Source organism: Pseudomonas serbica (assembly GCF_028823535.1).
GTDB lineage: Bacteria > Pseudomonadota > Gammaproteobacteria > Pseudomonadales > Pseudomonadaceae > Aquipseudomonas > Aquipseudomonas serbica.
The window spans coordinates 245,675-270,255 of record NZ_JAQIYM010000010.1 but is presented as its reverse complement, the minus strand read 5'-3'; the positions used below and the strand labels follow the sequence as shown (position 1 = coordinate 270,255).

Annotated in this window: 18 protein-coding genes; 8 read left to right on the top strand and 10 right to left on the bottom strand. The window is 61.8% G+C overall.

The window, feature by feature from the left end; translation table 11 throughout:
- Positions 1–22 precede the first annotated feature (22 nt).
- Positions 23–2,857, bottom strand: coding sequence for an excinuclease ABC subunit UvrA (gene uvrA / locus NQL71_RS18555; RefSeq protein ID WP_046815906.1), 2,835 nt, complete (start codon positions 2,855–2,857; stop codon positions 23–25).
- A 191-nt stretch (positions 2,858–3,048) separates the two neighbouring features.
- Here uvrA and NQL71_RS18550 point away from each other — a divergent pair, with 191 nt between their 5' ends.
- The gene (locus NQL71_RS18550; RefSeq protein WP_046815905.1) at positions 3,049–4,446 is read left to right on the top strand and encodes an MFS transporter; all 1,398 of its coding nucleotides are present in this window, start codon (positions 3,049–3,051) and stop codon (positions 4,444–4,446) included.
- A 9-nt stretch (positions 4,447–4,455) separates the two neighbouring features.
- Positions 4,456–4,974 carry a single-stranded DNA-binding protein gene (locus tag NQL71_RS18545; RefSeq protein WP_274643093.1) on the top strand — a complete coding sequence of 173 codons (519 nt, stop codon included), beginning with the start codon at positions 4,456–4,458 and terminating at the stop codon, positions 4,972–4,974.
- A 91-nt stretch (positions 4,975–5,065) separates the two neighbouring features.
- Here NQL71_RS18545 and NQL71_RS18540 read toward each other — a convergent pair whose 3' ends face one another.
- The gene (locus NQL71_RS18540; protein ID WP_046815904.1) at positions 5,066–5,614 is read right to left on the bottom strand and encodes a cysteine hydrolase family protein; all 549 of its coding nucleotides are present in this window, start codon (positions 5,612–5,614) and stop codon (positions 5,066–5,068) included.
- A gap of 102 nt (positions 5,615–5,716) precedes the next feature.
- Here NQL71_RS18540 and NQL71_RS18535 point away from each other — a divergent pair, with 102 nt between their 5' ends.
- The 3 genes from NQL71_RS18535 (at position 5,717) to NQL71_RS18525 (ending at position 8,780) form a co-directional block, all read left to right on the top strand.
- Positions 5,717–6,709, top strand: a complete 993-nt coding sequence (locus NQL71_RS18535; protein ID WP_274643092.1) for a GlxA family transcriptional regulator — start codon at positions 5,717–5,719, stop codon at positions 6,707–6,709.
- A 213-nt stretch (positions 6,710–6,922) separates the two neighbouring features.
- Complete coding sequence (locus NQL71_RS18530; RefSeq protein ID WP_166619743.1) at positions 6,923–8,032, top strand: DUF3182 family protein; 1,110 nt, start codon at positions 6,923–6,925, stop codon at positions 8,030–8,032.
- Complete coding sequence (locus tag NQL71_RS18525; protein ID WP_046815901.1) at positions 8,022–8,780, top strand: alpha/beta hydrolase family protein; 759 nt, start codon at positions 8,022–8,024, stop codon at positions 8,778–8,780. Before NQL71_RS18530 ends, NQL71_RS18525 begins: the two co-directional genes overlap by 11 nt.
- A gap of 26 nt (positions 8,781–8,806) precedes the next feature.
- On the opposite strand, the gene NQL71_RS18520 is transcribed toward NQL71_RS18525, so the two are convergent.
- The 4 genes from NQL71_RS18520 to NQL71_RS18505 are packed head-to-tail and all read right to left on the bottom strand — an operon-like array spanning position 8,807 to position 12,792.
- Positions 8,807–9,793, bottom strand: coding sequence for a lysylphosphatidylglycerol synthase domain-containing protein (locus NQL71_RS18520; protein WP_166619742.1), 987 nt, complete (start codon positions 9,791–9,793; stop codon positions 8,807–8,809).
- Positions 9,780–11,075, bottom strand: coding sequence for a cardiolipin synthase ClsB (clsB, locus tag NQL71_RS18515; RefSeq protein WP_166619741.1), 1,296 nt, complete (start codon positions 11,073–11,075; stop codon positions 9,780–9,782). Before clsB ends, NQL71_RS18520 begins: the two co-directional genes overlap by 14 nt.
- Positions 11,072–11,869 carry an endonuclease/exonuclease/phosphatase family protein gene (locus NQL71_RS18510; RefSeq protein WP_046815898.1) on the bottom strand — a complete coding sequence of 266 codons (798 nt, stop codon included), beginning with the start codon at positions 11,867–11,869 and terminating at the stop codon, positions 11,072–11,074. The genes clsB and NQL71_RS18510 overlap by 4 nt, the downstream gene beginning before the upstream one ends.
- A complete protein-coding gene (locus NQL71_RS18505) occupies positions 11,866–12,792 on the bottom strand; it encodes a DUF72 domain-containing protein (protein ID WP_046815897.1) in 927 nt (308 codons plus the stop codon). Before NQL71_RS18505 ends, NQL71_RS18510 begins: the two co-directional genes overlap by 4 nt.
- A 320-nt stretch (positions 12,793–13,112) precedes the next feature.
- Between NQL71_RS18505 and NQL71_RS18500 the strand changes: the two genes are divergently transcribed.
- Positions 13,113–15,227 carry a mechanosensitive ion channel family protein gene (locus NQL71_RS18500; protein ID WP_274643091.1) on the top strand — a complete coding sequence of 705 codons (2,115 nt, stop codon included), beginning with the start codon at positions 13,113–13,115 and terminating at the stop codon, positions 15,225–15,227.
- Between the two features lie 117 nt (positions 15,228–15,344).
- On the opposite strand, the gene NQL71_RS18495 is transcribed toward NQL71_RS18500, so the two are convergent.
- Positions 15,345–19,649, bottom strand: coding sequence for a DEAD/DEAH box helicase (locus tag NQL71_RS18495; RefSeq protein ID WP_274643090.1), 4,305 nt, complete (start codon positions 19,647–19,649; stop codon positions 15,345–15,347).
- Between the two features lie 288 nt (positions 19,650–19,937).
- On the opposite strand from NQL71_RS18495, the gene NQL71_RS18490 reads away from it, so the two are divergent.
- Positions 19,938–20,822 carry a sugar nucleotide-binding protein gene (locus NQL71_RS18490; protein WP_046815894.1) on the top strand — a complete coding sequence of 295 codons (885 nt, stop codon included), beginning with the start codon at positions 19,938–19,940 and terminating at the stop codon, positions 20,820–20,822.
- The gene (gene pgnE / locus NQL71_RS18485; RefSeq protein ID WP_046815893.1) at positions 20,815–21,744 is read left to right on the top strand and encodes a UDP-N-acetylglucosamine epimerase PgnE; all 930 of its coding nucleotides are present in this window, start codon (positions 20,815–20,817) and stop codon (positions 21,742–21,744) included. Before NQL71_RS18490 ends, pgnE begins: the two co-directional genes overlap by 8 nt.
- 109 nt (positions 21,745–21,853) lie before the next feature.
- Here pgnE and NQL71_RS18480 read toward each other — a convergent pair whose 3' ends face one another.
- The 3 genes from NQL71_RS18480 to NQL71_RS18470 form a co-directional block, all read right to left on the bottom strand.
- Entirely contained in the window at positions 21,854–22,552 is a 699-nt protein-coding gene (locus NQL71_RS18480) for an OmpW/AlkL family protein (protein WP_274643089.1), read from the bottom strand.
- A 234-nt stretch (positions 22,553–22,786) separates the two neighbouring features.
- The gene (locus NQL71_RS18475) at positions 22,787–23,305 is read right to left on the bottom strand and encodes a DUF3299 domain-containing protein (RefSeq protein ID WP_046815891.1); all 519 of its coding nucleotides are present in this window, start codon (positions 23,303–23,305) and stop codon (positions 22,787–22,789) included.
- Positions 23,306–23,315: 10 nt separating this feature from the next.
- Complete coding sequence (locus NQL71_RS18470) at positions 23,316–24,581, bottom strand: ABC transporter permease (RefSeq protein WP_046815890.1); 1,266 nt, start codon at positions 24,579–24,581, stop codon at positions 23,316–23,318.

The following is a 24,581-nucleotide window of genomic DNA, read 5'->3' as shown; positions in this document are numbered from 1 at the left end:
GGGGCTTTTTCATGGAGCCCGGTTAAGCCCTGTCACGCTCCAGCAGCGGTTTGAGGTAGTAACCGGTATGGGATTGCTTCATTTCTGAGACTTCTTCCGGCGTACCGACGGCAATGATCTGCCCACCCTTGGAACCACCCTCCGGACCCAGGTCCACCAGCCAGTCAGCGGTCTTGATGACGTCGAGGTTGTGCTCGATCACCACCACCGTGTTGCCGTGGTCGCGCAGGCGATGCAACACGTCCAGCAGTTGCTGGATGTCCGCGAAGTGCAGGCCAGTCGTCGGCTCATCGAGGATGTACAGGGTCTTGCCAGTATCTCGCTTGGACAGCTCGCGGGAAAGTTTCACCCGCTGGGCTTCGCCGCCGGACAGCGTGGTCGCCGATTGCCCCAGCTTGATGTACGACAGGCCGACGTCCATCAGCGTTTGCAGCTTGCGCGCCAGGGCCGGAACCGCATCAAAGAACTCCCGGGCTTCCTCGATGGTCATCTCGAGGGTTTCGTGGATGCTCTTACCCTTGTATTTGATCTCGAGGGTTTCACGGTTGTAGCGCTTGCTCTTGCAAACATCGCAGGGCACATAGATGTCCGGCAGGAAGTGCATTTCCACCTTGATCAGCCCGTCACCCTGGCAAGCCTCGCAGCGTCCGCCCTTTACGTTGAAGGAGAAACGCCCGGGGCCATAGCCGCGAGAGCGAGATTCCGGCACACCGGCAAAAAGCTCGCGGATCGGTGTGAACAGGCCGGTGTAGGTGGCCGGGTTGGAACGCGGCGTACGGCCGATGGGGCTCTGGTCGATGTCCACGACCTTATCCAGATGTTCCAGGCCCTTGATGCTGTCGTGCGCGGCAGCTTCCAGGGTGGTTGCACCGTTGAGTGCCGTGGCGCTCAGCGGAAAGAGCGTGTTGTTGATCAACGTCGACTTGCCTGAGCCGGACACGCCGGTCACGCAGGTCAAGAGGCCGATCGGGATCTCCAGGTCGACATTGCGCAGGTTGTTGCCACGGGCACCCTTGAGGGTTAGCGACAGTTTCTTGTTGCGCGGCGTACGCTTGGCCGGCACCGCAATCTTCACCCGGCCCGATAGGTATTTGCCGGTCAGGGAGTCGGGATGCGCCATCACTTCGGCCGGTGTACCTTCGGCGACGATATGCCCACCGTGGACCCCTGCGCCCGGGCCGATATCCACTACATAGTCGGCCAGGCGAATCGCGTCTTCATCGTGCTCCACCACGATCACCGTGTTGCCGATGTCGCGCAGGTGTTTCAAAGTGCCGAGCAACCGGTCGTTATCGCGCTGGTGCAGGCCGATTGAGGGCTCGTCGAGGATGTACAGAACGCCGACCAGGCCAGCGCCGATCTGGCTGGCCAGGCGAATACGCTGGGCCTCGCCACCGGACAGGGTGTCTGCGCTACGATCCAGCGACAGATAGTCGAGGCCGACGTTGACCAGGAATTGCAGGCGCTCGCGAATTTCCTTGAGGATCTTGTCGGCGATTTCGCCTCGGCGGCCAGTTAGTTTCAGTTCACCGAAGTACTCGCAGGCATCACCGATTGGGAGGTTGGTCACCGCCGGCAGGGTTTTCTCGCCGACCCACACGTGCCGTGCCTCGCGACGCAGACGGGTGCCGCGGCAATCAGGGCAGGACTGGGTGCTGAGAAACTTGGCCAGCTCTTCGCGCACCGAGGCCGACTCGGTTTCGCGATAGCGACGTTCCAGGTTCGGTACGATGCCTTCGAACGGGTGCGAGCGCTTGACGATATCGCCCCGGTCATTGAGGTATTTGAAATCGACGTTTTGCGACCCGCTGCCGTGCAGAATGCTCTTCTGCTGATCAGCCGGCAGTTCGTTGAACGGCACTTCCAGGCTGAACTTGTAGTGCGAGGCCAGCGAGCCGAGCATCTGGAAATAATAGACGTTGCGCCGGTCCCAGCCGCGAATCGCGCCTTCGGCCAGGGTCAGTTCACCATTGACCAGGCGCTTGATGTCGAAGAACTGCTTCACCCCCAGGCCGTCACAGGTCGGGCAGGCGCCGGCCGGGTTGTTGAAGGAAAACAGCTTGGGCTCGAGTTCGCTGATGGCATGCCCGCAGATCGGGCAGGCGAAACGCGCGGAGAAGATCATCTCTTCGCCAGGCTCATCGTCCATCGGCGCCACCAGAGCGATGCCGTCCGCCAGTTTCAGCGCAGTTTCAAAGGACTCGGCCAGGCGTTGTTGCAGGTCGGCGCGGACCTTGAAACGGTCGACCACGACATCGATGGTATGTTTTTTCTGCTTGTCGAGCTTGGGCGCTTCGTCCAGCTCATACAGCTTGCCGTTGATCCGCGCACGGACGAATCCTTGGGCGCGCAGTTCTTCGAAAACCGACAGGTGCTCGCCTTTGCGCTCGCGAATCACCGGGGCCAGCAGCATGAGCTTGCGGCCCTCCGGCTCGGCGAGCACCAGGTCGACCATCTGGCTGACGGTCTGCGCCTCCAGGGGAATGTCGTGATCCGGGCAGCGCGGAATGCCGACGCGTGCATACAGCAGGCGCAGGTAGTCGTAGATTTCGGTGATGGTGCCGACGGTCGAGCGCGGGTTGTGCGAGGTCGACTTCTGTTCGATGGAGATTGCCGGCGACAGGCCTTCGATGGTGTCGACGTCAGGTTTTTCCATCATTGACAGGAACTGCCGGGCGTAGGCCGACAGCGACTCGACATAACGACGCTGGCCTTCGGCGTACAGCGTGTCGAACGCCAGGGACGACTTGCCGGAGCCGGACAGGCCGGTGATGACGATCAGCTTGTCCCTTGGCAGGGTCAGGTCGATGTTCTTCAGGTTGTGGGTTCGAGCCCCACGAATCAGGATCTTGTCCAAAGTGGCCTCGCTCGGCGGGCGTCGAAAACGTAGGAGTATACGGCCAAATACTGGATGGATGCACACTATCGAATACTGGTTTCGTAGCCTTACATGAAAGCTCTGTCATCTACGCGCGGCAAAGCGTCGCGATATACCCCGCCAATCGATGGGACTGGTAGAATCGCCGCCGGTTCACATGAGGTTTTTCCATGCACGATCCCCACAGCGAGCGCATGAGTGGCAGTGAGACCCGCGCGGCAAGCGGTCTGGCCCTGGTGTTCGCCTTCCGTATGCTTGGCATGTTCATGGTGTTGCCGGTTCTGGCGACCTATGGGATGGACCTGGCGGGAGCGACCCCGGCCCTTATCGGGCTGGCGATTGGCGCTTACGGCCTGACCCAGGCGATTTTCCAGATTCCCTTCGGCTTCATTTCCGACCGCATCGGCCGCCGCCCGGTGATTTACCTGGGGCTGATCGTCTTCGCGCTCGGAAGCGTACTGGCGGCGAACGCCGACTCGATCTGGGGCGTGATCGCCGGGCGCATCCTGCAAGGTGCCGGGGCGATTTCCGCAGCGGTGATGGCGTTGCTGTCAGACCTGACCCGTGAACAGCATAGGACAAAAGCCATGGCCATGATCGGCATGACGATCGGCCTGTCGTTCGCTGTCGCCATGGTAGTAGGGCCGTTGTTGACCCGTGCCTTCGGGCTGTCCGGGTTGTTCCTTGCCACCGGTGGCATGGCGCTGTTCGGCATTGTCATTGTGATGTTCATGGTGCCGCGCTCCACGGGGCCGTTGCAGCATCGTGAGTCCGGTGTCGCCCGGCAGGCGCTGATTCCGACGCTCAAGCACCCGGACCTGTTGCGCCTGGATCTTGGTATCTTCGTGTTGCACGCGATGTTGATGTCAAGTTTCGTTGCCTTGCCCCTGGCGCTGGTGCAGAAAGCCGGGCTACCCAAGGAGCAGCATTGGTGGGTGTATCTGACCGCGCTGCTGATTTCCTTCTTCGCCATGATCCCGTTCATCATCTACGGCGAGAAGAGACGCAAAATGAAACGAGTTTTACTCGGTGCCGTCGTGACGCTGATGCTCACTGAGCTATTCTTCTGGCAGTTCGGCGACAGCTTGCGGGCTCTGGTAATTGGAACCGTGGTGTTTTTCACGGCCTTCAATCTGCTGGAGGCTTCGTTGCCATCGCTGATCAGCAAGGTTTCACCGGCCGGCGGCAAGGGCACGGCGATGGGGGTCTACTCCACCAGTCAGTTCCTCGGCTCGGCACTGGGCGGCATACTCGGCGGCTGGCTGTTCCAGCATGGCGGTCTGTCGGTTGTGTTCCTTGGATGCGCCGGTCTGGCTGCCCTCTGGCTGGCCTTTGCTGTTACCATGCGTGAACCTCCCTACGTGACAAGCCTGCGCTTGCCATTGTCGCCCGAGGCGATCCGCGAAGCGGGGCTGGTTGAGCGCCTGAAGGCCGTCGTAGGGGTAACAGATGCAGTGATAGTCGCAGACGAAGCGGCGATTTACATCAAATTGGACACCGAACTATTGGATCGCACCACCCTTGAGCGCCTGGTGAACAACCCGGCCGGGGCAGCGTGCGTAGCCTAGGAGAACGTAATGGCCCGTGGGGTTAACAAAGTCATATTGGTCGGCACTTGCGGCCAGGATCCTGAAGTTCGTTACCTGCCGAATGGCAACGCCGTGACCAACCTGAGTCTGGCAACCAGCGAACAGTGGACCGACAAGCAAACCGGTCAGAAAGTCGAAAAAACCGAATGGCACCGTGTGTCGATGTTCGGCAAGGTCGCAGAGATCGCCGGCGAATACCTGCGTAAAGGTTCGCAGGTCTACATCGAAGGCAAGCTGCAGACCCGCGAGTGGGAAAAAGACGGTATCAAGCGTTACACCACCGAAATCGTGGTCGACATGCAAGGCACCATGCAACTGCTGGGCGGTCGTCCACAGCAGGGTGACCAGCAAGGCCAGGGTGGTAACAACTACCAGCAATCCGCGCCTCGCCAGCAGGCCCCGCGTCCGCAGCAGTCGGCCCCGCAACAGTCGCGCCCGGCTCCTCAGCAGGCCGCTCCGCAGCCAGCTCCGGACTTCGACAGCTTTGATGACGATATTCCGTTCTAAAACAGCTGTAAGCCCCAGGCTACTGGCCGCCAGCTGAAAAACAAAACCCGCACTTCGGTCTGAAGTGCGGGTTTTTTTTTGCGATGAAACTTCAGTTCGCGAGGAATTCGTCGGTCGACACCACCTTGGCGTAGGCAAAGCCCAGGGCCGACATGAATGCCGCATGTACATGCGCCGCCGGAATGGTCATGCCGTTGAACTCCAGATCCCGGGAGGCACAGGCATCGTGGATCACCGTGACGCTGTAGCCGAGGTCGTTGGCGGCGCGGGTGATGCCATCGATACACATGTGGCTCATGCTGCCGACCACCACCAGTTCCTTGATGCCTTGCTCGTCGAGAATGGACTGGAGTTCGGTTTCGCGGAACGAGTTGACGAAGTGCTTGAGCACCACCGGCTCGTTGTCCTGGTTGAGGACTTTCGGGTGCAGCTTGGCGCCGTCGGAGCCAGGGGTGAAAAACGGTGCGTCTTCGGAAGTGAATTCGTGGCGGATGTGTACCACCGAATCACCAGCATCACGAAAGGCTTTGAGCAGGCGCACTGCGTTGTCCGCGGCAGCGTCGGCCCCCACCAGCGGCCACTTGCCTTGGGGGAAGTAGTCTTTTTGGATATCGACTACGATGAGTGCTTGCTTGGCCATGACTGTTTCCTCGAAGTGCGGTTTGGGTGTGGAATGGAGTATTGGCCCTGGCCTGCATTCCGGGGATTGGCCGCACCGACAATAGAAGGGGGAAAACTGACAATGGATGCACAAAGGGCGATCGTCGAACTGGGCGTGTTGATCTATCCCGGCGCGCAGATGGCGGCGGTGCATGGATTGACTGACCTGTTCGGGGTGGCCAACCGGATTGCCGCCGAGCACCAGGAGGCGCGCTTGCCCTTGCTGCGGGTGAGCCATTGGCAGGTTGATGGCGAGCAGGCGCCAGTTCGTGTCTATGACAGCCATCCCGCTAGGGACGGCGCATTGGTGGCGGTATTGATTCCACCGTCGATCGCCGGGTTTACCGAAGGCCAGGCGCCACAGACGCTGTTGCGCTGGCTTCGCCAACAGCACGCCAGCGGTGCAACCCTCGGTGGTGTCTGCGTGGGTTCGCTGCTGTTGGCTGAAAGTGGCTTGCTCGACGGTCGCAGTGCCACCACTCACTGGACTTCGGCAAAATCCTTCAGCGAGCGTTACCCGGCGATCAAGCTCAAAGCCGATACACCCATTGTCGACGACGGCGACCTGATTACCACGGCCGGGCTGATGGCCTGGTCTGAATTGGGCCTACGCCTGGTGGATCGTCTATTGGGGCCGAGCATTGCCACCGGCACTGCGCGTTTCCTGGTGGTGGAACACAGCGACAGCGCCAGTGAGTGCGGCAGCAATTTCGCGCCGATTCTCAGCCATGGCGACGCCTCGATTCTCAAGGTTCAACACTGGTTGCAAAGGACTGGGGCCACCGATGTCTCGCTGGCGACGATGGCTGAGCGGGCAGGGTTGGAAGAGCGGACGTTCCTGCGCCGTTTCCGCGCGGCGACCGGACTCAAGCCCACGGAATACTGCCAGCACCTGCGAGTCGGCAAGGCCCGGGAAATGCTCGAGTTCACCAACGGCACCATCGATCACATTGCCTGGACCGTGGGATATCAGGATCCGGGGGCGTTTCGTTCGACGTTCAAGAAGATAACCGGGCTGGCGCCGAGTGACTATCGGGCGCGGTTTGGCGTGATGCCGAGTGTTGCAGGCCGATAGAAGCAGCTCCCAAATCCCCTGTGGAGGCGATGTCAGGGTCGAGTCGTGCAAAATGCCGGATTGAACAATCCGGTCGTGCAGAATAAGGCTGGCTCGGTGCCATCATCCATTCTGCAACAGGCTGATTTCCAAACCTTTTTTTTCAGGAAACGGTTGGCCTGAACCCTGCACTCCATCAGCTACATTCATATCGCGACAACTGAAGGGGGACGCATGACCCCAACAAACCGCAAGAAACTCGTAGTCGCCCATTCGGTGCGTCCCGGTGCGCCACAGCATGAAGTCGAAACCAATCGCGCCCTGGCCCGTTGGCTGGCGCAAATCCTTGGACTCAAATTTGGCGGCAGCTACGACCCGCAGGCGCACAATGGGCGGGATATTTATCTGTTGCCAACCCAGACCCTGGTTGGCACCGCTGTTGCTCGGGAGTTGGGCGTCCAGGGACCCGAGGATTTGTGGGGCGGATACGTCGAGCATGATTTCATCTGCACCAAAGCCATCAGCCATGGTTTGTTGAATAGACATGCCCGTGCACCGCAAGGCTGGGCGCCGTTGTTTTCCGAGCGGGTGCGCACTGTAGTGCTTGATGGTCTCAGTGTTTTCTCGTTCGAGGACGCGCGGCCGGCGGCGGAGCATCTGCTCTACAGCGGTGCGATCCGCATCAAGCCGATTCATGCCTGTGCCGGGCGTGGGCAGGAAGTCATCAAGAGCCTCGATCAGTTCGATGAAATTCTCGCCCGCCCTGAAGCGAAAGCGCTGTTCAGTGAGGGCGTGGTGCTCGAGCAGGACCTGGACCAGGTGATTACCCACAGCGTCGGGCAGAGTTTCATCGGCGACAAGGTGCTCAGTTACTGCGGTGATCAATACTTGACCAAAGACGCCCACGGCGAAGAGGTCTATGGTGGTTCCAACCTGCTGGTGGTGCAGGGTGGCTACGACGATCTGCTGACGCTGGATTTGCCTGACAATGTGCAACTGGCGATCAGGCAGGCCCAGGTATTTGATGGCGCCGCAGATGAAGCCTATCCCGGTTTCTATGCCTCACGGCGCAATTACGACATCGCCCAGGGCATTGCCAGTGACGGCCAGCAACGCAGCGGCGTGCTTGAGCAATCCTGGCGCATGGGCGGTGCCAGCAGCGCTGAAGTGGCAGCCTTGCAGAGTTTCGTCAACGATCCGGGGATGCGCGCGATTCGCGTGTCTTCGGTGGAGACCTACATCGATCAACCGCTGCCGGCGGACGCCATCGAGGTGTACCGCGGGCCGGCGGAAAACAGCGATTTCCTCCTCAAGTACGTAACGGTCAAATCCTATGACGGCTAGAAGCGAAAGCATTCAAATCGACATCGACGACGAACAGATGAGCGGGACTTTTCTCAGCCCTAAATCGAAAGTCCCCGGCGTGCTGTTCGTGCACGGTTGGGGCGGTAGTCAGGAGCGCGACCTGGAACGGGCCAAGGGCATCGCCGGATTGGGTTGTGTCTGCTTGACTTTCGACCTGCGCGGGCACACCGGTGGCACGGGTATTCCGCTGACCCGCGTGACCCGTGAAGACAACCTGCGCGACCTGCTGGCGGCCTACGACCGATTGCTCGCACACCCGGCGCTGGATACCTCGGCAATTGCCGTGGTCGGCACCAGTTATGGCGGTTACCTGGCCTCGATCCTCACCTCGCTGCGGCCGGTGCGCTGGCTGGCGTTGCGGGTGCCGGCGCTATACCGCGATGATCAATGGCACACGCCCAAACGCGATCTGGACAAGCTCGACCTGCGCGATTACCGCAGCACGTTGGTGCGCGCTGACAGCAACCGGGCGCTGCATGCCTGTTCGCAATTTACCGGGGATGTGTTGCTGGTGGAGTCGCAAACCGATGACTACGTACCCCATGCAACCATCATGAGTTATCGCGCGGCGTGTCAGCAGACCCACTCGCTGACCCACCGCATCATCGACGGCGCCGATCATGCGCTGAGCGACCCCATTTCACAGCAGGCCTACACCTCGATCCTGGTGGACTGGATCACGGAGATGGTGGTGGGTGAGCGGTTGAGCATCATTCAGTCCACATGATTTTGTGGTGTTCTTTCGGGCACCCATCACTTGGGCCTTTTAGAGATCCGCAACGACTTGGCCTTGGCCTCCACCAACAGGTACATCACCAGCGTTATCAACAGCGGCAACAGGAAATAGATCGCCCGATAAGCCAGCAATCCTGCCACCAGGCTGCCCCTGGACGCCTCGTGTTGCAGCAGTGCCACAAACACTGCTTCCAGCACACCGAGCCCGGCCGGAATGTGCGTGATGACCCCGGCGATGGCGCTGATCAGCAACACGCCCAACACCAGCGGATAGTCCAGCTTGCTCGGCAGCAGGGTAAAAATCACCGCAGCCATCAGCGACCAGTTCAGCGCCCCCAGGGCCAGTTGCAGGATCGCCATGCGCAGCGACGGCAAATTGATTTCCACCCCGCGAATCGTCCATTCCCGACGCTTGGAGAACTGGCACGCCACCAGATACCCCGCACTCACCAACAGCAATAACACGCCCACCGCTTGTAGCGCGCCACTGCTCAGTTTCCAGCCTGGCGGCATACGCACCAGCCCGCTGCTGAACACGGCACCGGCGATCACCATGTAGCCAAACCAGTTGGTTGCCAGGCTCAGGCCGAGGATTTTCGCAATGTTGGCCTTGCTCACCCCGAGCCGCGAATACAGGCGATAGCGCATGGCGATGCCGCCGACCCAGGCGCTCAGGTTGAGGTTGAAGGCGTAGCTGATGATGCCCACCGGCAGGATCTGTTTCCACGTCAGGTCCTGGCGTATGTAGGTGCGGCCAATCAGGTCAAAGCAGGCGTAGACCAGAAAACTCACCAGGGTCAGGGCGGACGCGATGATCAAGGTACGCACCTTGAAATCGGCAAGCGTGTCGAACACCTCGTTCCATTCGATGCGTTGGGCGAACATCGTCAACAGGACGATCAGCGCGAGGAAAAACAGCATCGTCAGCGGTCTTTTCCAACGGCTCCAGCGCGACTTGGCCGGGTGCTCGGCGTGGGACGCCGCCTGTGCTTCAGTGCGGCTCATGTTGATCGCTCCCGGTCGGTGGGGTGAATGCTTTCAAGCGTGGTTTGTGCGCAGGCAACCAGCCGGCCCATGCCGGAAAATGCCGCAGGAAGTGAAACACCAGGAAGCCCACGGTCATGTGCCAGATTCGCCCGCGCGGGGCTTTGTCCACCGACATGGCTTTGCAATGGTGATCGGCGAGCTCTTCGAGCCGTTCGAACAGGTCACGGTTGAACGCCCGGTCACGGATCAACACATTGGCCTCCAGGTTCATCGACAGGCTCAACGGGTCCAGATTGCTGGAGCCGACGGTGCTCCAGTCCTCGTCCACCAACGCCACTTTGCCGTGCAGGGGGCGGTCGCAGTATTCGAAGATTTTCACCCCGGACTTGAGCAGGTAATCGTAGGTCATGCGCGCCGCCAGCTTGGCCACCAGCATGTCCGGCTGCCCCTGCAGGATCAGGCGCACTTCGACACCGCGGCGCGCCGCGTTGCGGATCTCGCGCAGCAAGCGGTAGCCGGGGAAAAAGTAGGCGTTGGCGATGACCACGCGCCGCTGCGCCGTACGCAACGCCAGGCGGTAAACCTCTTCGATGTCGGTCGAATGCTCGGCATTATCACGGTACACCAGCCGCACCTGGCCATCGTGATCAGTTACAACCAGTTCCGAGCGCCGTTGCCGGCGGCGTTGCCACCAGTATTTGGCATGGGCCGGGCGACCGCATTGCAACAGGGCAAAGTGATGGATGTCGGCCACCGCCGGGCCTTGCACTTCAACGGAATAGTCCTGCTTGGCTTCCGGGCCGAAGTCGGCCAGATGATCGGCGGAGAAGTTGATCCCGCCAATGAACGCAAGCGTCCCGTCCACCACCACGATCTTGCGATGCAGGCGTCGGAACCAGTTGGTGCGGATGCCCAGGCGCTTGGGGGCCGGGTCGAACATCTGCAAATGCACGCCGGCACCGCTCAGGGCGTTGAGATAGTCGGCAGTCAGCTCTCCGCAGCCAAACCCGTCAAAACTTGCAGTCACGCGTACGCCCCGTTGGGCCGCTTCGATGAGCACGGACTTCAGTTCTTCACCCACCTTGTCCTCAAACACAATGAAGGTTTCCAGGAGAATCTCGGTCTTGGCCTGGCGCATGGCCTCGAACACCCTGGGGAAATAGGCTTCGCCGTTTTCCAGCAGTTCAACCCGGTTGTTGCCTTGCCAGCCGTACTCGACGTCGACCCTTTGCGGCTCGCTCATGGGCGGCGCGGTTAGCGTTTTTTCCAGCGTGGTTTTTTCCATCGACGGGCTGCTCATAGCTCGATCTCCACCGACAACGGCGCGTGATCCGAAAGGTGCGACCAGGGCCGGCTGGCCAGTACTTGCGGCTGACTGGCCTTGAGGTTGCGAACGTAGATGCGGTCCAGGCGCAGGGCCGGCAATCGCGCGGGAAAACTGCGCGCCGGCTTGCCGTGGTGCTCGGCGAAAACTTCGCGCAATCCGCAGGGTTTGAGCAGGGCATCGGCGCGTTGGCGCCAGTCGTTGAAATCACCGGCCACGATCACGGGCGCTTCGTCCGGGAACGACTCAAGAAGGCGTCGCAGCAACTTGAGCTGTTCATTACGGTGGCTTTCGCGCAAGCCCAGATGAACGCAAATGGCATGCACCTCCGGGCCCTCGCCAGGCAGGCGCAGCACGCAATGCAAAATGCCGCGGTTTTCGTGGCCGCTGATGGACACGTCCAGATTGTCGTGGCGAATGATCTGGAATTTCGACAGCAAGGCATTGCCATGATCGCCTGCCGGATAGACCGCGTTACGACCATAGGCAAACTGAGGCCAGAGGGTGTCCGCGAGAAATTCGTACTGGGGTATCGCCGGCCAATTGTCGTAGCGCTTGGGGTGATGTTCGTGGGTGCCGTGCACCTCCTGCAGAAACACCACGTCGGCGGACACGCTACGCACCGCTTCGCGCAGTTCAGGCAGGATGAAACGCCGGTTCAACGCAGTGAAACCCTTGTGGGTGTTGACCGTCAGCACGGTGAAGCGGTGCACTGTGCTATCAATGTTCGCCTGCTCGTCGGTGGTGCCAACCGGTTCGGAAATGCTCATGGCAGCACTCCTTCGGCAGCCGGTTCACCGGGGGCGGTGAGCAGCTCTTTGTCGAGGTCGAAGCGTTCCAGCAAGCGACGCGCATCGAAGGGCGCGCGGACCTTGATGTCGTTATCGAAATAGCAAAACACTTCTCGGGATTTGCGCGCCCTGGGTTTCAGGCGAGGCGCAATCAGTTGCGGGTCAGCCGGTTGCCGGCCCTGATGCCAGGCCTCGATCCGGTCGCCCCAACGCTTCAACGCCTGGGGGGTATAGCCACTGGCATAGAGCTCTTCGGCACCGTGCAGGCGCAGGTACACGAAGTCACTGGTGAGGTCCTCGCGGTAGGGCCATTTACCGGCGGTGTCGGCGATGACCAAGGCCGTATTGTGGCGTTTGAGCAGGCGGACGAATACTGGATCGATGAAGCTTTCGTTGCGGATTTCCACGGCATGGCGCAAGGGCTGTTTCCTGCTCGCCTTCAGGCTGGCGTGGCCATTCACGTGGGCATCGTGCTGGCGGGCGAGGGCCGCGGCCTGTTCGGTGTCACGGGGCAGTTGCTCAAGGAAAGCTTCGAACAGTTCGGCGTCGAATTTGAAGTTGGGCGCAAACTGCCAGAGGATCGGGCCGAGCTTTTCCTTGAGTTCCAGAACCCCGGAGGCAAAGAAATTTGCCAGGGGTTTGTGGATGTCACGCAGACGCTTGATATGGGTGATGAAACGCGGGGCCTTGACGCTGAACACAAAGTGCACCGGGGTTTCGGCGTACCACTGGGCATAGCGTTCAGGCCTTTGCAGGGCGTAAAACGATCCGTTGATCTCGATGCTGTTGACTGCCCGCGAGGCGAATTGCAATTCGCGCTTCTGGGCCAATCCCTTCGGGTAGAAATCCCCCCGCCAGGGCGTGTAGCGCCAACCTGAAATACCGATGTGAATCGCCGCCATGTCGCCTCCCGTCTGACTGCACCCTGATCTTTTGATGACTGTGGGGCAGGGGCGAAAGTTTCGGCGGTTCTACGGACGGTCACATTTTACAAGCCACCGCAAAGCCCCTAGGAGCCGGCTTGCTGGCGATAGCGATGCATTGGTCACATCGATGTTGAATGTGTCGCCGCCATCGCCGGCAAGCCGGCTCCTACAGGGGATCGGCGCCACCATCCACGACAACAGCAGGCAAAGATTGCCAGGCATTTGCCGGCCAGCAGCGAACTAGTCCGGCATTTCTCGATCAGTTCCTTACAGTCCTATCCAAAGGAGCGGATGCCTTGATCAGGCTCAAGACGGCGATATTGCTGGGAACGCTGTTGTTTTTCGGCAGCGAAGAACTGCAAGCAGCGGCCATACCGGGAGTGCCAGCGGCCGCCACACCGGCGGCACACCCTGAACCCCTGGTCCAGGGCGGGTTGCTGGGCGCCATCAGTTCGAGCATCGACGACATCCAGAGCAAGCTCAATCTCGACAGGGACCTGCTCGACGCCTGGCGTTTGCGCGCTGACCGTGCGGCCGATGAGGTGGATCAACTGGTCAATCGACCATCGGCGCGTTCGAGCTGGAGCGTGGCGGGGGATTTCCTGCTGCTGACGGCGGTGTGGGCGGGTGTCTTCGGCCTGCTCTGGATGTTCGGCAAGTTCTTGACCGAACGCCTGTGCCGCCATCGTGTGTTGCTCAGCCGTGAGCGTGGGCAAGCCCTGCTGGCGTATGTCTTGCCCTACAGCATCCCGGCGCTGATCAGCCTGCCCTTGACGATTTATGCCAGCCAGCGTTTGCCGGTCTCGGCGGGCAGGGCGCTGGCATTGTGTTTTGCCTATGCCACCAGCAGTGGCGTGTTCGCTGCATCGCTGGTGATGTCCCTGGTGGTGCTGTTCAATGTCGGGCACAAACGCCGGGCGGTGCAGATCATTCGCCAGGACAGCCCCCGGCCGTTGTTCGCAGTCGGCTTCCTGGTCGCCCTGAGCGACGCCTTGACCAGTCCGCAGATCGCCCATCAACTGGGCAACAACCTCACCAGCAGCATCGCCGTGTTCACCGGCCTGGCGGCCTCGATATCCTTTGGTTTGCTGGTGTTGCGCATGCGCCGTCCGGTCGCCCAGGTAATCCGCATCCTGCCGCTGGCCCAGCGTCGGGCGCAGCCAGCCTTGCGCGAAACCCTGCGGATTTTTTCCGGGCTCTGGTACTGGCCAATCCTGTTGATGGTGCTGGTTTCCATCGTCAACCTGATCGGCATTGGCGATGACAACCAGCAAGTGCTGCGCAGCGCGCTGCTGACCACGGTGCTGCTGATTGCGACGGTGTTTCTCAGCACGACGCTGCACCACTTGTTCAAGTCCCGCAGCGGGTCCGACGTGCGCCGCAGTGGTGCCTACAAGGAGCGCTTCCTGAGCCTCTCCCACGCGTTGTTGCGCATCGCCATGGCCATCGTGTTCATCGATATCCTCGGACGAATCTGGGGCGTGTCGCTGTTCGATTTTGCCGTCAGCAATGCCGTGGGACGGGCGATCAGTGACTCATTGAGCCATATCGGCCTGATCTTCCTGGTGACGTGGATGGTCTGGGTGGTGCTCGACACGGCGATCCAGGAGGCCCTTAAACCGCCAGCCAACAAGCGCGGTGCGCGCCAGCCGAGTACGCGGATCAAGACCATCCTGCCGTTGCTGCGCAATGCGATCAAAATCATCCTGGTGGTGATCTGCGCCATTACCACCATGGCCAACCTTGGCATCAATGTCGCGCCGTTCCTGGCCGGTGCCGGGGTCATTGGCCTGGCCATCGGCTTCGGCTCCCAACAGCTTGTGCAGGACGTGATCACCGGGTTGTTCATCATCATCGAAGATACCTTGTCCATCGGTGACTGGGTGGTGCTCGATTCCGGACATGCCGGCACGGTCGAAGGCCTGACCATCCGCACCTTGCGCCTGCGCGACGGCAAAGGCTTCGTGCACTCGGTGCCCTTTGGCCAGATCAAGGCCGTGACCAACCAATCGCGGCAATTTGCCTATGCGTTCTTCTCCGTGCAGTTCACCTATGACACCGATGTCGACAAGGCCATCGAACTGATTCGCGAGGCCGGGCATTCGATCAGCGAGGACCCGTTCCTCAGGTACAACCTGCAAGGGCCGTTGGATGTGTTCGGCGTCGACAAGATGGACCTCAATGGCGTGGTGCTGACAGCACAATTTCGCACGGTGTCGGGCGGCCAATATGCAGTGAGCCGGGCATTCAACCAACGTTTGAAAAAGCTTGTGGATAACAGTCCCTGGGTGCACTTCGCGCAGACTTATCCACAGCAGTTTCTGATGCCGAGGCAGGCGGCGGAACCTGTGCATGATGGGGTGGTAGAGCCGGAGCATGCGGTGTTGTTGCCGGATCGGCCGCATAGCTAACAAGTGGGCGATAGTACTGGCCCCTTCGCGAGCAAGCCCGTTCCCACAGGGGATCGGGGTACACAAAGCCATTGTGGGAGCGGGCTTGCTCGCGAAGAGGCCGGGCCAGCCAACCCATCAATGCCGGATCAGCTTGCTGTGCACTTCAGCCATCGCCTGCTGGTCCAGTTCCAGCCACACATGCTGCTTGCCCGCGATCTCCGCCGCCGCCGGCAAACCATCGCGATACACCAGCCGATTGCTCGCCAGCGCCGGCACTTTTGCACCAGGTAACAGGGTACCGGCAAGGTTCAGCGGATCGACCCCGCATACCGCGATCAAGCTGCCGTCATGGGGGCGGCGGCGGACTTCGCGCAGCAACGGAATGGCCTCCGGCAAGGCGAATTGTTCGCCCGCCAGGCCACTGACGAAGCGCCCGCCACGAATCTCGCCCCGTGCTTCCAGGCGATGGAAGGTGCGCAGCAATTCACGCCAGCTCGGCAGCCAATCGGCCTCTCGTTCCAACAGGCGCCAGAACACCACACCGTAGCGACGCAACAAGGTCATGGCGATGTGTTCCAGGGTGTCGGCGGGTGTCGGCGTCGGCCTCGGGTTATCCACGCTCGGCGCGGCAACACCGCGTCGCAGCAGCGCCCAGCGCCCGGCATCGTCCATGCCGCCGACAAAGGCCCCACGCCCGCGTCGGCTGCCGCGCTGCTGGCGCTTACTGGCGGGTGTGATCAGCGCCCGCAGGCCGGCAAAACTGTCGGCGTTCACCAGCCCCGCGCCCACCAGTTCCTGCAAGGCGATTTCCAGTTCTGCGCGTAAGAGGTGGGCTTCGTGGATCAACTCATCGAAGAACAGCGCGCCGTGCTGGCTGAGGGCGGCGTGCACCTTCTGGGTCTTGGGCGACAGTTCGCTCACCGGCGTCTGTTCGGTCAGGTCGCTCCAGAGACCAACCCGATTACGTGGCAACAGCACGATCGGCGTACTGCGCAGGGCGGTGCCGGTGCTGCGGTTGCGAGCGGTCAGCCGGGTCCAGGCCAGTTTGCCGCTACGGCAGGCATCGTCGAGCCAGGTGGGCGAATAGTCCTTGAGCCGCGCGGGCAACAGGTCGCTGTCCCAGGCTGAAGCGGCGGCGGGGTAGCCTTCGAACTGAGCGACGATCGCCGGCAACACCGCGCTGCCCTGGCCGCGGGTAGCGCTGGACAGGTGCTGCCAGTCGAACAGGAAACGCATGAAATCCTGCAAGGCCACGGGCTCGATTTCCCGGCGTAGGCGCTTGACGGTGTAGCGATGAATCCGCGCCAGCAAATGTCGCTCGCACCATTCTTCTTCGGTATTGCCCGGGGTGAAGCGCCCGCGCAGCACATACCCTTCGCGTTCCAGTTGCGCGAGGGCCTGGCTGACTTCCATGGCTGGCAACTCGAGAGGGGCGGCAATCGCCTGCAGTGGCAATGGACCAAAGGCGCTGAGGCGCGCTCGAATCACTTCAACGACTGCGTCATCCGGTGCCCAGGCCTGATCGAAACCCGGCAGGGCCTGCAAGGGTGGGGACAGATCCACTTGTGGATAAATCGCCTGCAGGCATGTCAGTCGTTCCAGCGCCAGCCACAGTGACGGGTTGATGCGGCAGGCTCGGCCGCTGTCAGCCAGGGCATTCAACCATTCCAGCCATTGCGCGTTGGCCCGGGCCTCGGCATCGGTGATGCAGGCCAGGCTCATCAAGGTCTCGTGCATTTCATCGACATTGCCGGGCGCAGGCCAGGCCTCTTTGCGCACCGCGTCAATGGCGTCGGCGTCCAGCGCGCCCAAGTCGTCAGTGGACTGCGGTTCGCTCCAGCGACGGTTGAGCACCGCCTGCGTGCGGCGTTCCTCCAGGGGCGCATCGTCGAGAAAGGTGTAGGGCCTGGCGCTGAGGATTTCCGCGGCCAGGGGCGAGGGCGCGGGCAGGTCGCGGCTGATCAGGCGAACCTCGCCGCGTTCCATGCGCCGCAGCAGGGCCAGCCAGCCGTTGCTGTCCATGGCGTCGTGCAGGCAATCGTCGAGGGTCTGCTCCACCAGCGGATGGTCGGGAATGTCGCGCTCGCCCACGAGGTTTTCCACGCAGGCGATCTGGTCGGGGAACACACTGGCGGTGAGGTCTTCGCTTTTCATCCGCTGGATCTGCGGTGGTACCTTGCGACCACCGCGATAGCGCGGCAGCGCCAGCGCCACACCGGCATTCCAGCGCCAGCGCACACCAAACAGCGGTGCATCGAGCACGGCCTGGATCAGGATGTGCTCGGCCGTGTTGCTATGCAGGTAGCGCCACACGTCGGCCAGCTCAAAGCTGTGGCTGCTGGACAGCGACAGCACGATGGCGTCCTCACTGGCGGCGGCTTGCAACTCGAAGTTGAAGGTGCGACAGAAGCGTTTGCGCAGGGCCAGGCCCCAGGCGCGGTTGATACGACTGCCAAACGGACTGTGGATAACCAGCTGGGTGCCACCGGACTCGTCGAAGAAGCGCTCCATCAGCAGGGTGTCTTGCGATGGCAAGGCCCCCAGTGTCTGGCGCGCGCGGGCCAGGTATTCCACCAGTTGTTCGGCGCTGGCCAGATTCAGCCCCAGGGTCTGGGTCAACCAGTCGAGGGCGGGCTGCAAGTTACCCGGCGTCTCGCCGAGCAGGCTGTCGAGGCGGGACTGCAAGCGCGCCACGGCAAACGACAGTTCGGCGCTGCGCCCTGGTGCCTCGCCGAGCCAGAACGGAATGGTCGGCGGCTGACCCTGGGCATCCTCGACCCGGACTTTGCCGGTGTCGACCCGCAGGATGCGGTACGAGGTATTGCCCAGCTGGAACACATCCCCGGCGATACTTTCCACCGCGAAATCTTCATTGACGCTGCCGATGTTCAGGCCCTGGGGCTCGAGCAAAACGCTGTAGTCGGCATTGTCGGGGATTGTCCCGCCGCTGGTCACCGCCGTCAGCTTGGCGCCCCGGCGACCGCGCAGGGTGCGGCTCACGGCGTCGCGATGCAGATAAGCACTGCGGATGCCCTGGCGACCGTCGAAGCCCTCGGCGAGCATGTGCAACAACGCCTGATAGTGTTTTTCGTCGAGTCCGCTGTAGGGCGAGGCCTTGCGCAACATTTCCAACAACGCCTGCTCCGGCCATTCCTGACAACTGACTTCGGCGATGATCTGTTGCGCCAGGACGTCCAGAGGCGCCTCGGGGATCAGCAAGGTGTCGAGTTCACCCCGGCGCACACAGTCGAGCAGCGCGACGCATTCGATCAGGTCGTCGCGGGTGGTGGCGAACAGGCGGCCCTTGGGGGTGCCGCCGACCTGGTGTCCGGAGCGTCCAACCCTTTGCAGAAAGCCGGCGATCGAGCGCGGCGAGGCGATCTGGCACACCAGGTCGACGTCGCCAATGTCGATGCCCAGCTCCAGCGACGCGGTGGCGATCAGCACTTGCAGCTCGCCGCGCTTGAGCCGCTGTTCGGCGTCCAGGCGAAACTCCTTGGCCAGGCTGCCGTGGTGGGCGGCCACTGCTTCTTTGCCCAGGCGCTCGCTCAGGTGCCGGCTCAGGCGTTCGGCCAGGCGCCGGGTGTTGACGAAAATCAGTGTGGTGCGGTGTTCGCGGGCGAGGGCGGCAAGGCGGTCGTAGACCAGTTCCCAGACATCGTTGGCCATGACTGCCGAGAGCGGCACGGGCGGCACTTCGATGTCGAGGTCGCGGGGGCGGGCGTGGCCGATATCGATGATCTCGCAAGGGCGCCCGCGCCCCACCAGAAAGCGCGACACCGCCTCGATGGGTTTTTGCGTGGCCGACAGGCCTATACGCACCAGTGGTTTGGCGCACAGCGCCTGCAAACGCTCCAGGCTCAGCGACAGGTGGCTGCCGCGTTTGCTCGCGGCGATGGCGTGGATTTCATCGACGATCACCGTGCCGGTGGTGCTGAGCATCTGCCGCCCCGAGTCGGAGCCGAGCAGCACGTAGAGCGATTCCGGGGTGGTGACCAGGATGTGCGGCGCGGTCTTGCGCATCGCCGAGCGGTCTTTTTGCGGTGTATCGCCGGTGCGCACGGCGGTGGTGATCCGCAGCTCGGGCAGGCCCATCACCCGCAACTGTTCGGTGATGCCAGCCAACGGTTCTTGCAGGTTGATCTGGATGTCGTTGGACAGCGCCTTGAGAGGCGAGACGTAGACCACCAGGGTTTCGTTCGGCAGGCCTTCAGCGTGTTCCAAACCGCGGTGGACCAGGTCGTCGATCACCGCGAGGAAGGCCGTGAGGGTCTTGCCGGAACCCGTTGGGGCGGCAATCAGGGTCGAGCGGCGCTGGCGGATCAGCGGCCACGCCCGGGCCTGGGCGGCGGTGACCGTCGCGAATGTGTGACTGAACCAGGCGCTGACGGCGGGGTGGAAGCCGGCCAGGGCACTGTCGGCGGGGATGGGCAGGTTCATGTTCTGATTTATGCGGGCGAGGCGGGGAAGATGCAAGTACCGCTGAGGGATCCCTGCTGAATGACAGGGCCTCTTCGCGAGCAGGCTCGCTCCCACAAGGGATCGGCGTAGCGAGCCTGCTCGCGAAGAGGCAGTTGCAGCACCACAAATCCCGGACATCTACACTTTACGGATGACGGTTGCGCACTAAACCCGCAAAATGCAACGATTCCGGCAACTATCGATGACATCGCCCGCGGGCGCTGTCGATAAAGCCATCGTTCCAATCAGACTGGGCCTGCTGACTCTATGCGAATGCGCCTTATGTTACTGGGCGGCGGAAATGCCCTTGGGCAGGCGCTGATTCGCCTCGGTGCGGAGGAAGACATCGGTTTCCTCGCCCCCCGCCCACCACAAGACGGCTGGGATGCCGCGAGCCTGACGCAACTGCTCGACGACACCCGCCCGGACGCGTTGATCAACCTTGCCTACTACTTCGACTGGTTCCAGGCGGAGACGGTCAGTGAACAGCGCCTGGCCGGCCAGGAGCGGGCGATCGAGCGCCTGGCCGAACTGTGCCAGCATCACAACATCGTCCTGGTGCAACCCTCGAGCTACCGCGTGTTCGACGGCTCCCGGGCGACCGCCTACAGCGAAAAAGACGAACCGCTGCCGCTGGGCCTGCGTGGCCAGGCCTTGTGGCGGATCGAGCAAAGCGTGCGCGCCACCTGCCCGCAACACGTGCTGTTGCGTTTCGGCTGGCTACTCGATGACAGTCCCGACGGCACCCTCGGGCGTTTCCTCGGCCGTGCCGAGCAACCCGAGGAACTGCTGCTGGCCGACGACCGCCGGGGCAATCCGACACCGGTGGACGATGCGGCCCGGGTGATCATTTCGGTGCTCAAGCAACTCGACTGCAGCGCGCCCCTGTGGGGCACCTACCACTACGCCGGGCATGAGGCGACCACGCCGCTGGCCTTGGGCCAGGCGATTCTCACCGAAGCCCGTGCCCTGCACCCGCTGGCCATCGAAGCGCCGACCGCCCAGGCCCACGCCGCGCGCCCGGACGCCGCGGAAGAACCGCAACACGCGGTACTGGCCTGCAAGAAAATTCTGCACACCTTCGGAATCAAGCCACGCGCCTGGCGTGCGGCCCTTCCGAGCCTTCTGGACAGGTTCTATCGTCATGGCTGATCGCCCCGTTCTGATTACCGGGGGCGCCGGTTTCATCGGCTCCCACCTCACCGATGCCTTGCTCGCCAAGGGTTATTCGGTAAGGATTCTCGACGATCTGTCTACCGGTAAACGCAGCAACCTGCCGCTGGACAATCCCAAGGTCGAGTTGATCGTCGGCGACGTTTCCGATGCCGCCTTGGTCGCCCGTGCGATGACCGGGTGTAGCGCCGTGGCGCACCTGGCGGCCGTGGCGTCGGTTCAGGCGTCGGTGGATGACCCGGTGAAGACCCACCAGAGCAATTTCATCGGCTCGTTGAATGTCTGCGAAGCCATGCGCCGGTCAGGCGTCAAGCGCGTGCTGTTCGCTTCCAGTGCCGCGGTGTATGGCAACAATGGCGAAGGCGAGTCAATCGATGAAGACACGCCCAAGGCGCCGTTGACGCCCTACGCGGTGGACAAGCTGGCGAGCGAGCAATACTTGGATTTCTACCGCCGCGAGCATGGGCTGGAACCGGTGATTTTCCGCTTCTTCAACATCTTCGGCCCACGCCAGGATCCGTCCTCGCCGTACTCGGGGGTGATCAGCATTTTCAGCGAGCGCGCGCAAAAAGGCCTGCCAATCACCGTGTTTGGCGACGGTGAGCAGACGCGGGATTTTCTCTACGTCGAGGACCTGGTCGATCTGCTGGTGCAGGCCATCGAGAAACCACAGGTGGAAGAGGGCGCGGTCAACGTCGGTTGGAACCAGGCGACCAGTCTCAAGCAAATGCTGGCAGCCCTTGAGGTCGTGGTTGGCCAGCTGCCAGCGGTGAGCTACGGCCCCGCGCGCTCTGGTGACATTCGGCATTCCCGGGCGAACAATCGGCGTCTGCTGGAGCGCTTCCGGGCGCCCGAGCCGACGCCGTTGAGCGTCGGGCTGGCGCGGTTGCTGGGACAATAGAAAAAGGCGCCTCGAGAGGCGCCTTTTTTGTTGCGGATCGTTTGTTGGTGATCGTTCCCACGCAGAGCGTGTGAACGATCGAACGACCCATTCACCACCACGTGAATATTTAGAACTTGTAACCCAGGCCGACCATGTAGATGAACGGATCGACATCCAGGTTCACCCGTGCCCGGGTACCCGGTGCCACGGCATCGTTTTCCACGGTCGCGCGGGTATCGATATCGATGTAACGCACCTGGGCGTTGATCATCACGTTGTCGGTCAGCATGTAGTCGGCACCGACCTGGAACGCCATGCCCCAGGAGTTTTCTGCCTTGAAGTTGCTGAAGCCGTTGGCCTGGGCCTGGCTGCTGACATGCTCGTCGTAGATCCAGGTGTAATTGATACCGGCGCCGAGGTACGGCTGGAAGTCGGATTTGGCATCCAGCGGGTAGTACACGACGCTGAGGGTCGGCGGCAGGTGTTTCAACGTACCGAGCTTGCCGTTCGCCGCGCTCAACGCGGTGCCCTTGAGTTTCACTTCATGTTCGAACGGCGAGGCCGCGAGCAGTTCGATACCCCAGTGGTTGGTCAGCATGTAGGCAACGTTGAGGCCCAGTTGCGTGTCGCTGCTCATGGTCGCCTTGCCACCCAGGTCGGCGCCGCTCAGCGGACCCTGATCGACCTTGACCGTGGAGCTGTCGGCCTCGGGGTTGACGGTAATCGCACCGGCACGAAGGATGATGTCACCCGCTTCGTGAGCGTGGGCGAACGGGGCTGCAAGCGCCAGCGCTACCAGCGAGGCACCGAGCAAGGACTTGTTCATGGGGGGCTCCAGAGGACGTTAAAATTTTTCGATGTCCAATGGTAAGGCGGCTAACGATTTGGTCTTTTGACTCAGCTCAATGAAAGTGGGATGGGTGTGGTTTTTATAGTGTTTTCGATGGCCTCTTCGCGAGTAAGCCCGCTCCCACACTTGTATTGTGTCTATGCACAGATCCAGTGTGGGAGCGGGCTTGCTCGCGAAGGCAATTTTGCAGGCGCCGACTAACTCCCGGATTCACTCCGGCAATTCATACAGGTAGATCTTGTCCGCCTCCATCTGATAACCGGCATCTGCCAGTTCGCTGGTAGACGGCTTGACCTGCATCGCACCCTCGATCCAGTACGGTTGATACAGCTCGTCGAGCTTCACCCCAACTTCGCTTTTGACATGCACGATCTGGTTCGATGGCGGTGGCGGTACGTGGATGCAGGCGCCGAAATACGGCACCAGCAAAAAGTCCGTGGTACGGCCGTCTTCACTTACTTCCAGCGGCACGATGTAGCCCGGCAAACGAATGTTCTGCCCGTCGAGGGCCTTGACCACCGGGGCGTTGGGCAGGTCCTGCTTCGCTGCGGGCGCCGACTCGGCGGACAGCGCATCGCTCATCTTCGACAGGTCGTGAAGCGGCGTCATGTTCGGCACCTCCGGTGCCGCATCCGGTGGGATCATTTCCGACCAGGTCAGTTCTTTCGGCTCGGCCGCCCACAAAGGCAGGGCGACCAGCATCAACAGCGCAAAGACAGCGCGGGGCATTTCAACGTCCTCATAAACGGATCGACAGGCCATCGGCCAGGGATTGGCGATAGGCGCGCCAGGCAGGCACGCTGCCCATCAGCAACGCAGCGATCAGGATGCCACCGAGTAGCGTCCATTCATATTCACTCGGCCACGCCAGTGGCAGAAACAGACCGTAATTGGCTTGCACGTAACCCTGGGCCGCCGCGATACCGACGTAGAGCAGCGCCACGCCGGCGACCACGCCGGCCAACGCCAGGGTAAACGCCTCCAGCACCAGCAGCGTCGCGACATGCCATGGCCGCGCGCCCACCGAACGCAGGATCGCCATCTCCCGCCGGCGTTCGTTGAGACTGGTGAGAATCGCCGTGAGCATGCCGATCAACCCGGTCAGCACCACGAACAGCGACACCACGAACAAGGCCTTTTCCGCCGTGCTCATCAAGCTCCACAACTCTTGCAGCGCAACGCCCGGCAGGATCGCCAGCATCGGTTCGCCGCGGAATTCGTTGATTTCGCGCTGCAGGGCAAAGGTCGAGATCTTGCTGTTGAGGCCGAGCATGAATGCGGTGATCGCCTGGGGCGTCAGGTCCATGTTGCGCGCCTGATCGGCGCTGACCCGCCCGTTGCCCCGGGCCGGTACGCCGTTGTGCCAGTCAATGTGAATGGCTTCCATACCGCCGAGGCTGATGTGCAGCGTGCGATCCACCGGGGTGCCGGTGCGCTTGAGGATGCCGACCACGGTGAATGGCTTGTCGTCATGCTTGACCAGGCTGATCGCGGCCACGCCATGGGCCAGCACCAGTTTGTCGCCGAGTGTGTAGTGCAGCGCATCCGCGACTTCGGCGCCGAGTACCACTTCGAACGGATCGGTGGCGAAGGCGCGCCCGTCAGCCAGCTCCAGGTGTTGCTGGCGACCGTACTGGTAGTGTTCGAAGTACGCCTCGGTGGTGCCCATCACCCGATAGCCGCGATGGGAATCGCCAAGGGACATCGGAATGGCCCACTTCACTTTCGGGTTACTGGCGAAGTGTTCGAAGCTGTCCCAGCGGATGTTATTGGTGGCATTGCCGATGCGGAACACCGAGTACAACAGCAGGTTGACCGAGCCGGAACGCGCACCGACGATCAGGTCGGTGCCGCTGATGGTGCTGGCGAAACTGGCCTTGGCCTCGGTGCGCACCCGTTCAACGGCGAGCAGCAGGCACACCGACAGGGCGATGGCGAAGGCGGTGAGGATCGCGGTGAAACGGCGGTTAGCCAGGCTGGCCATGGCTAGACGAAACAGATACAT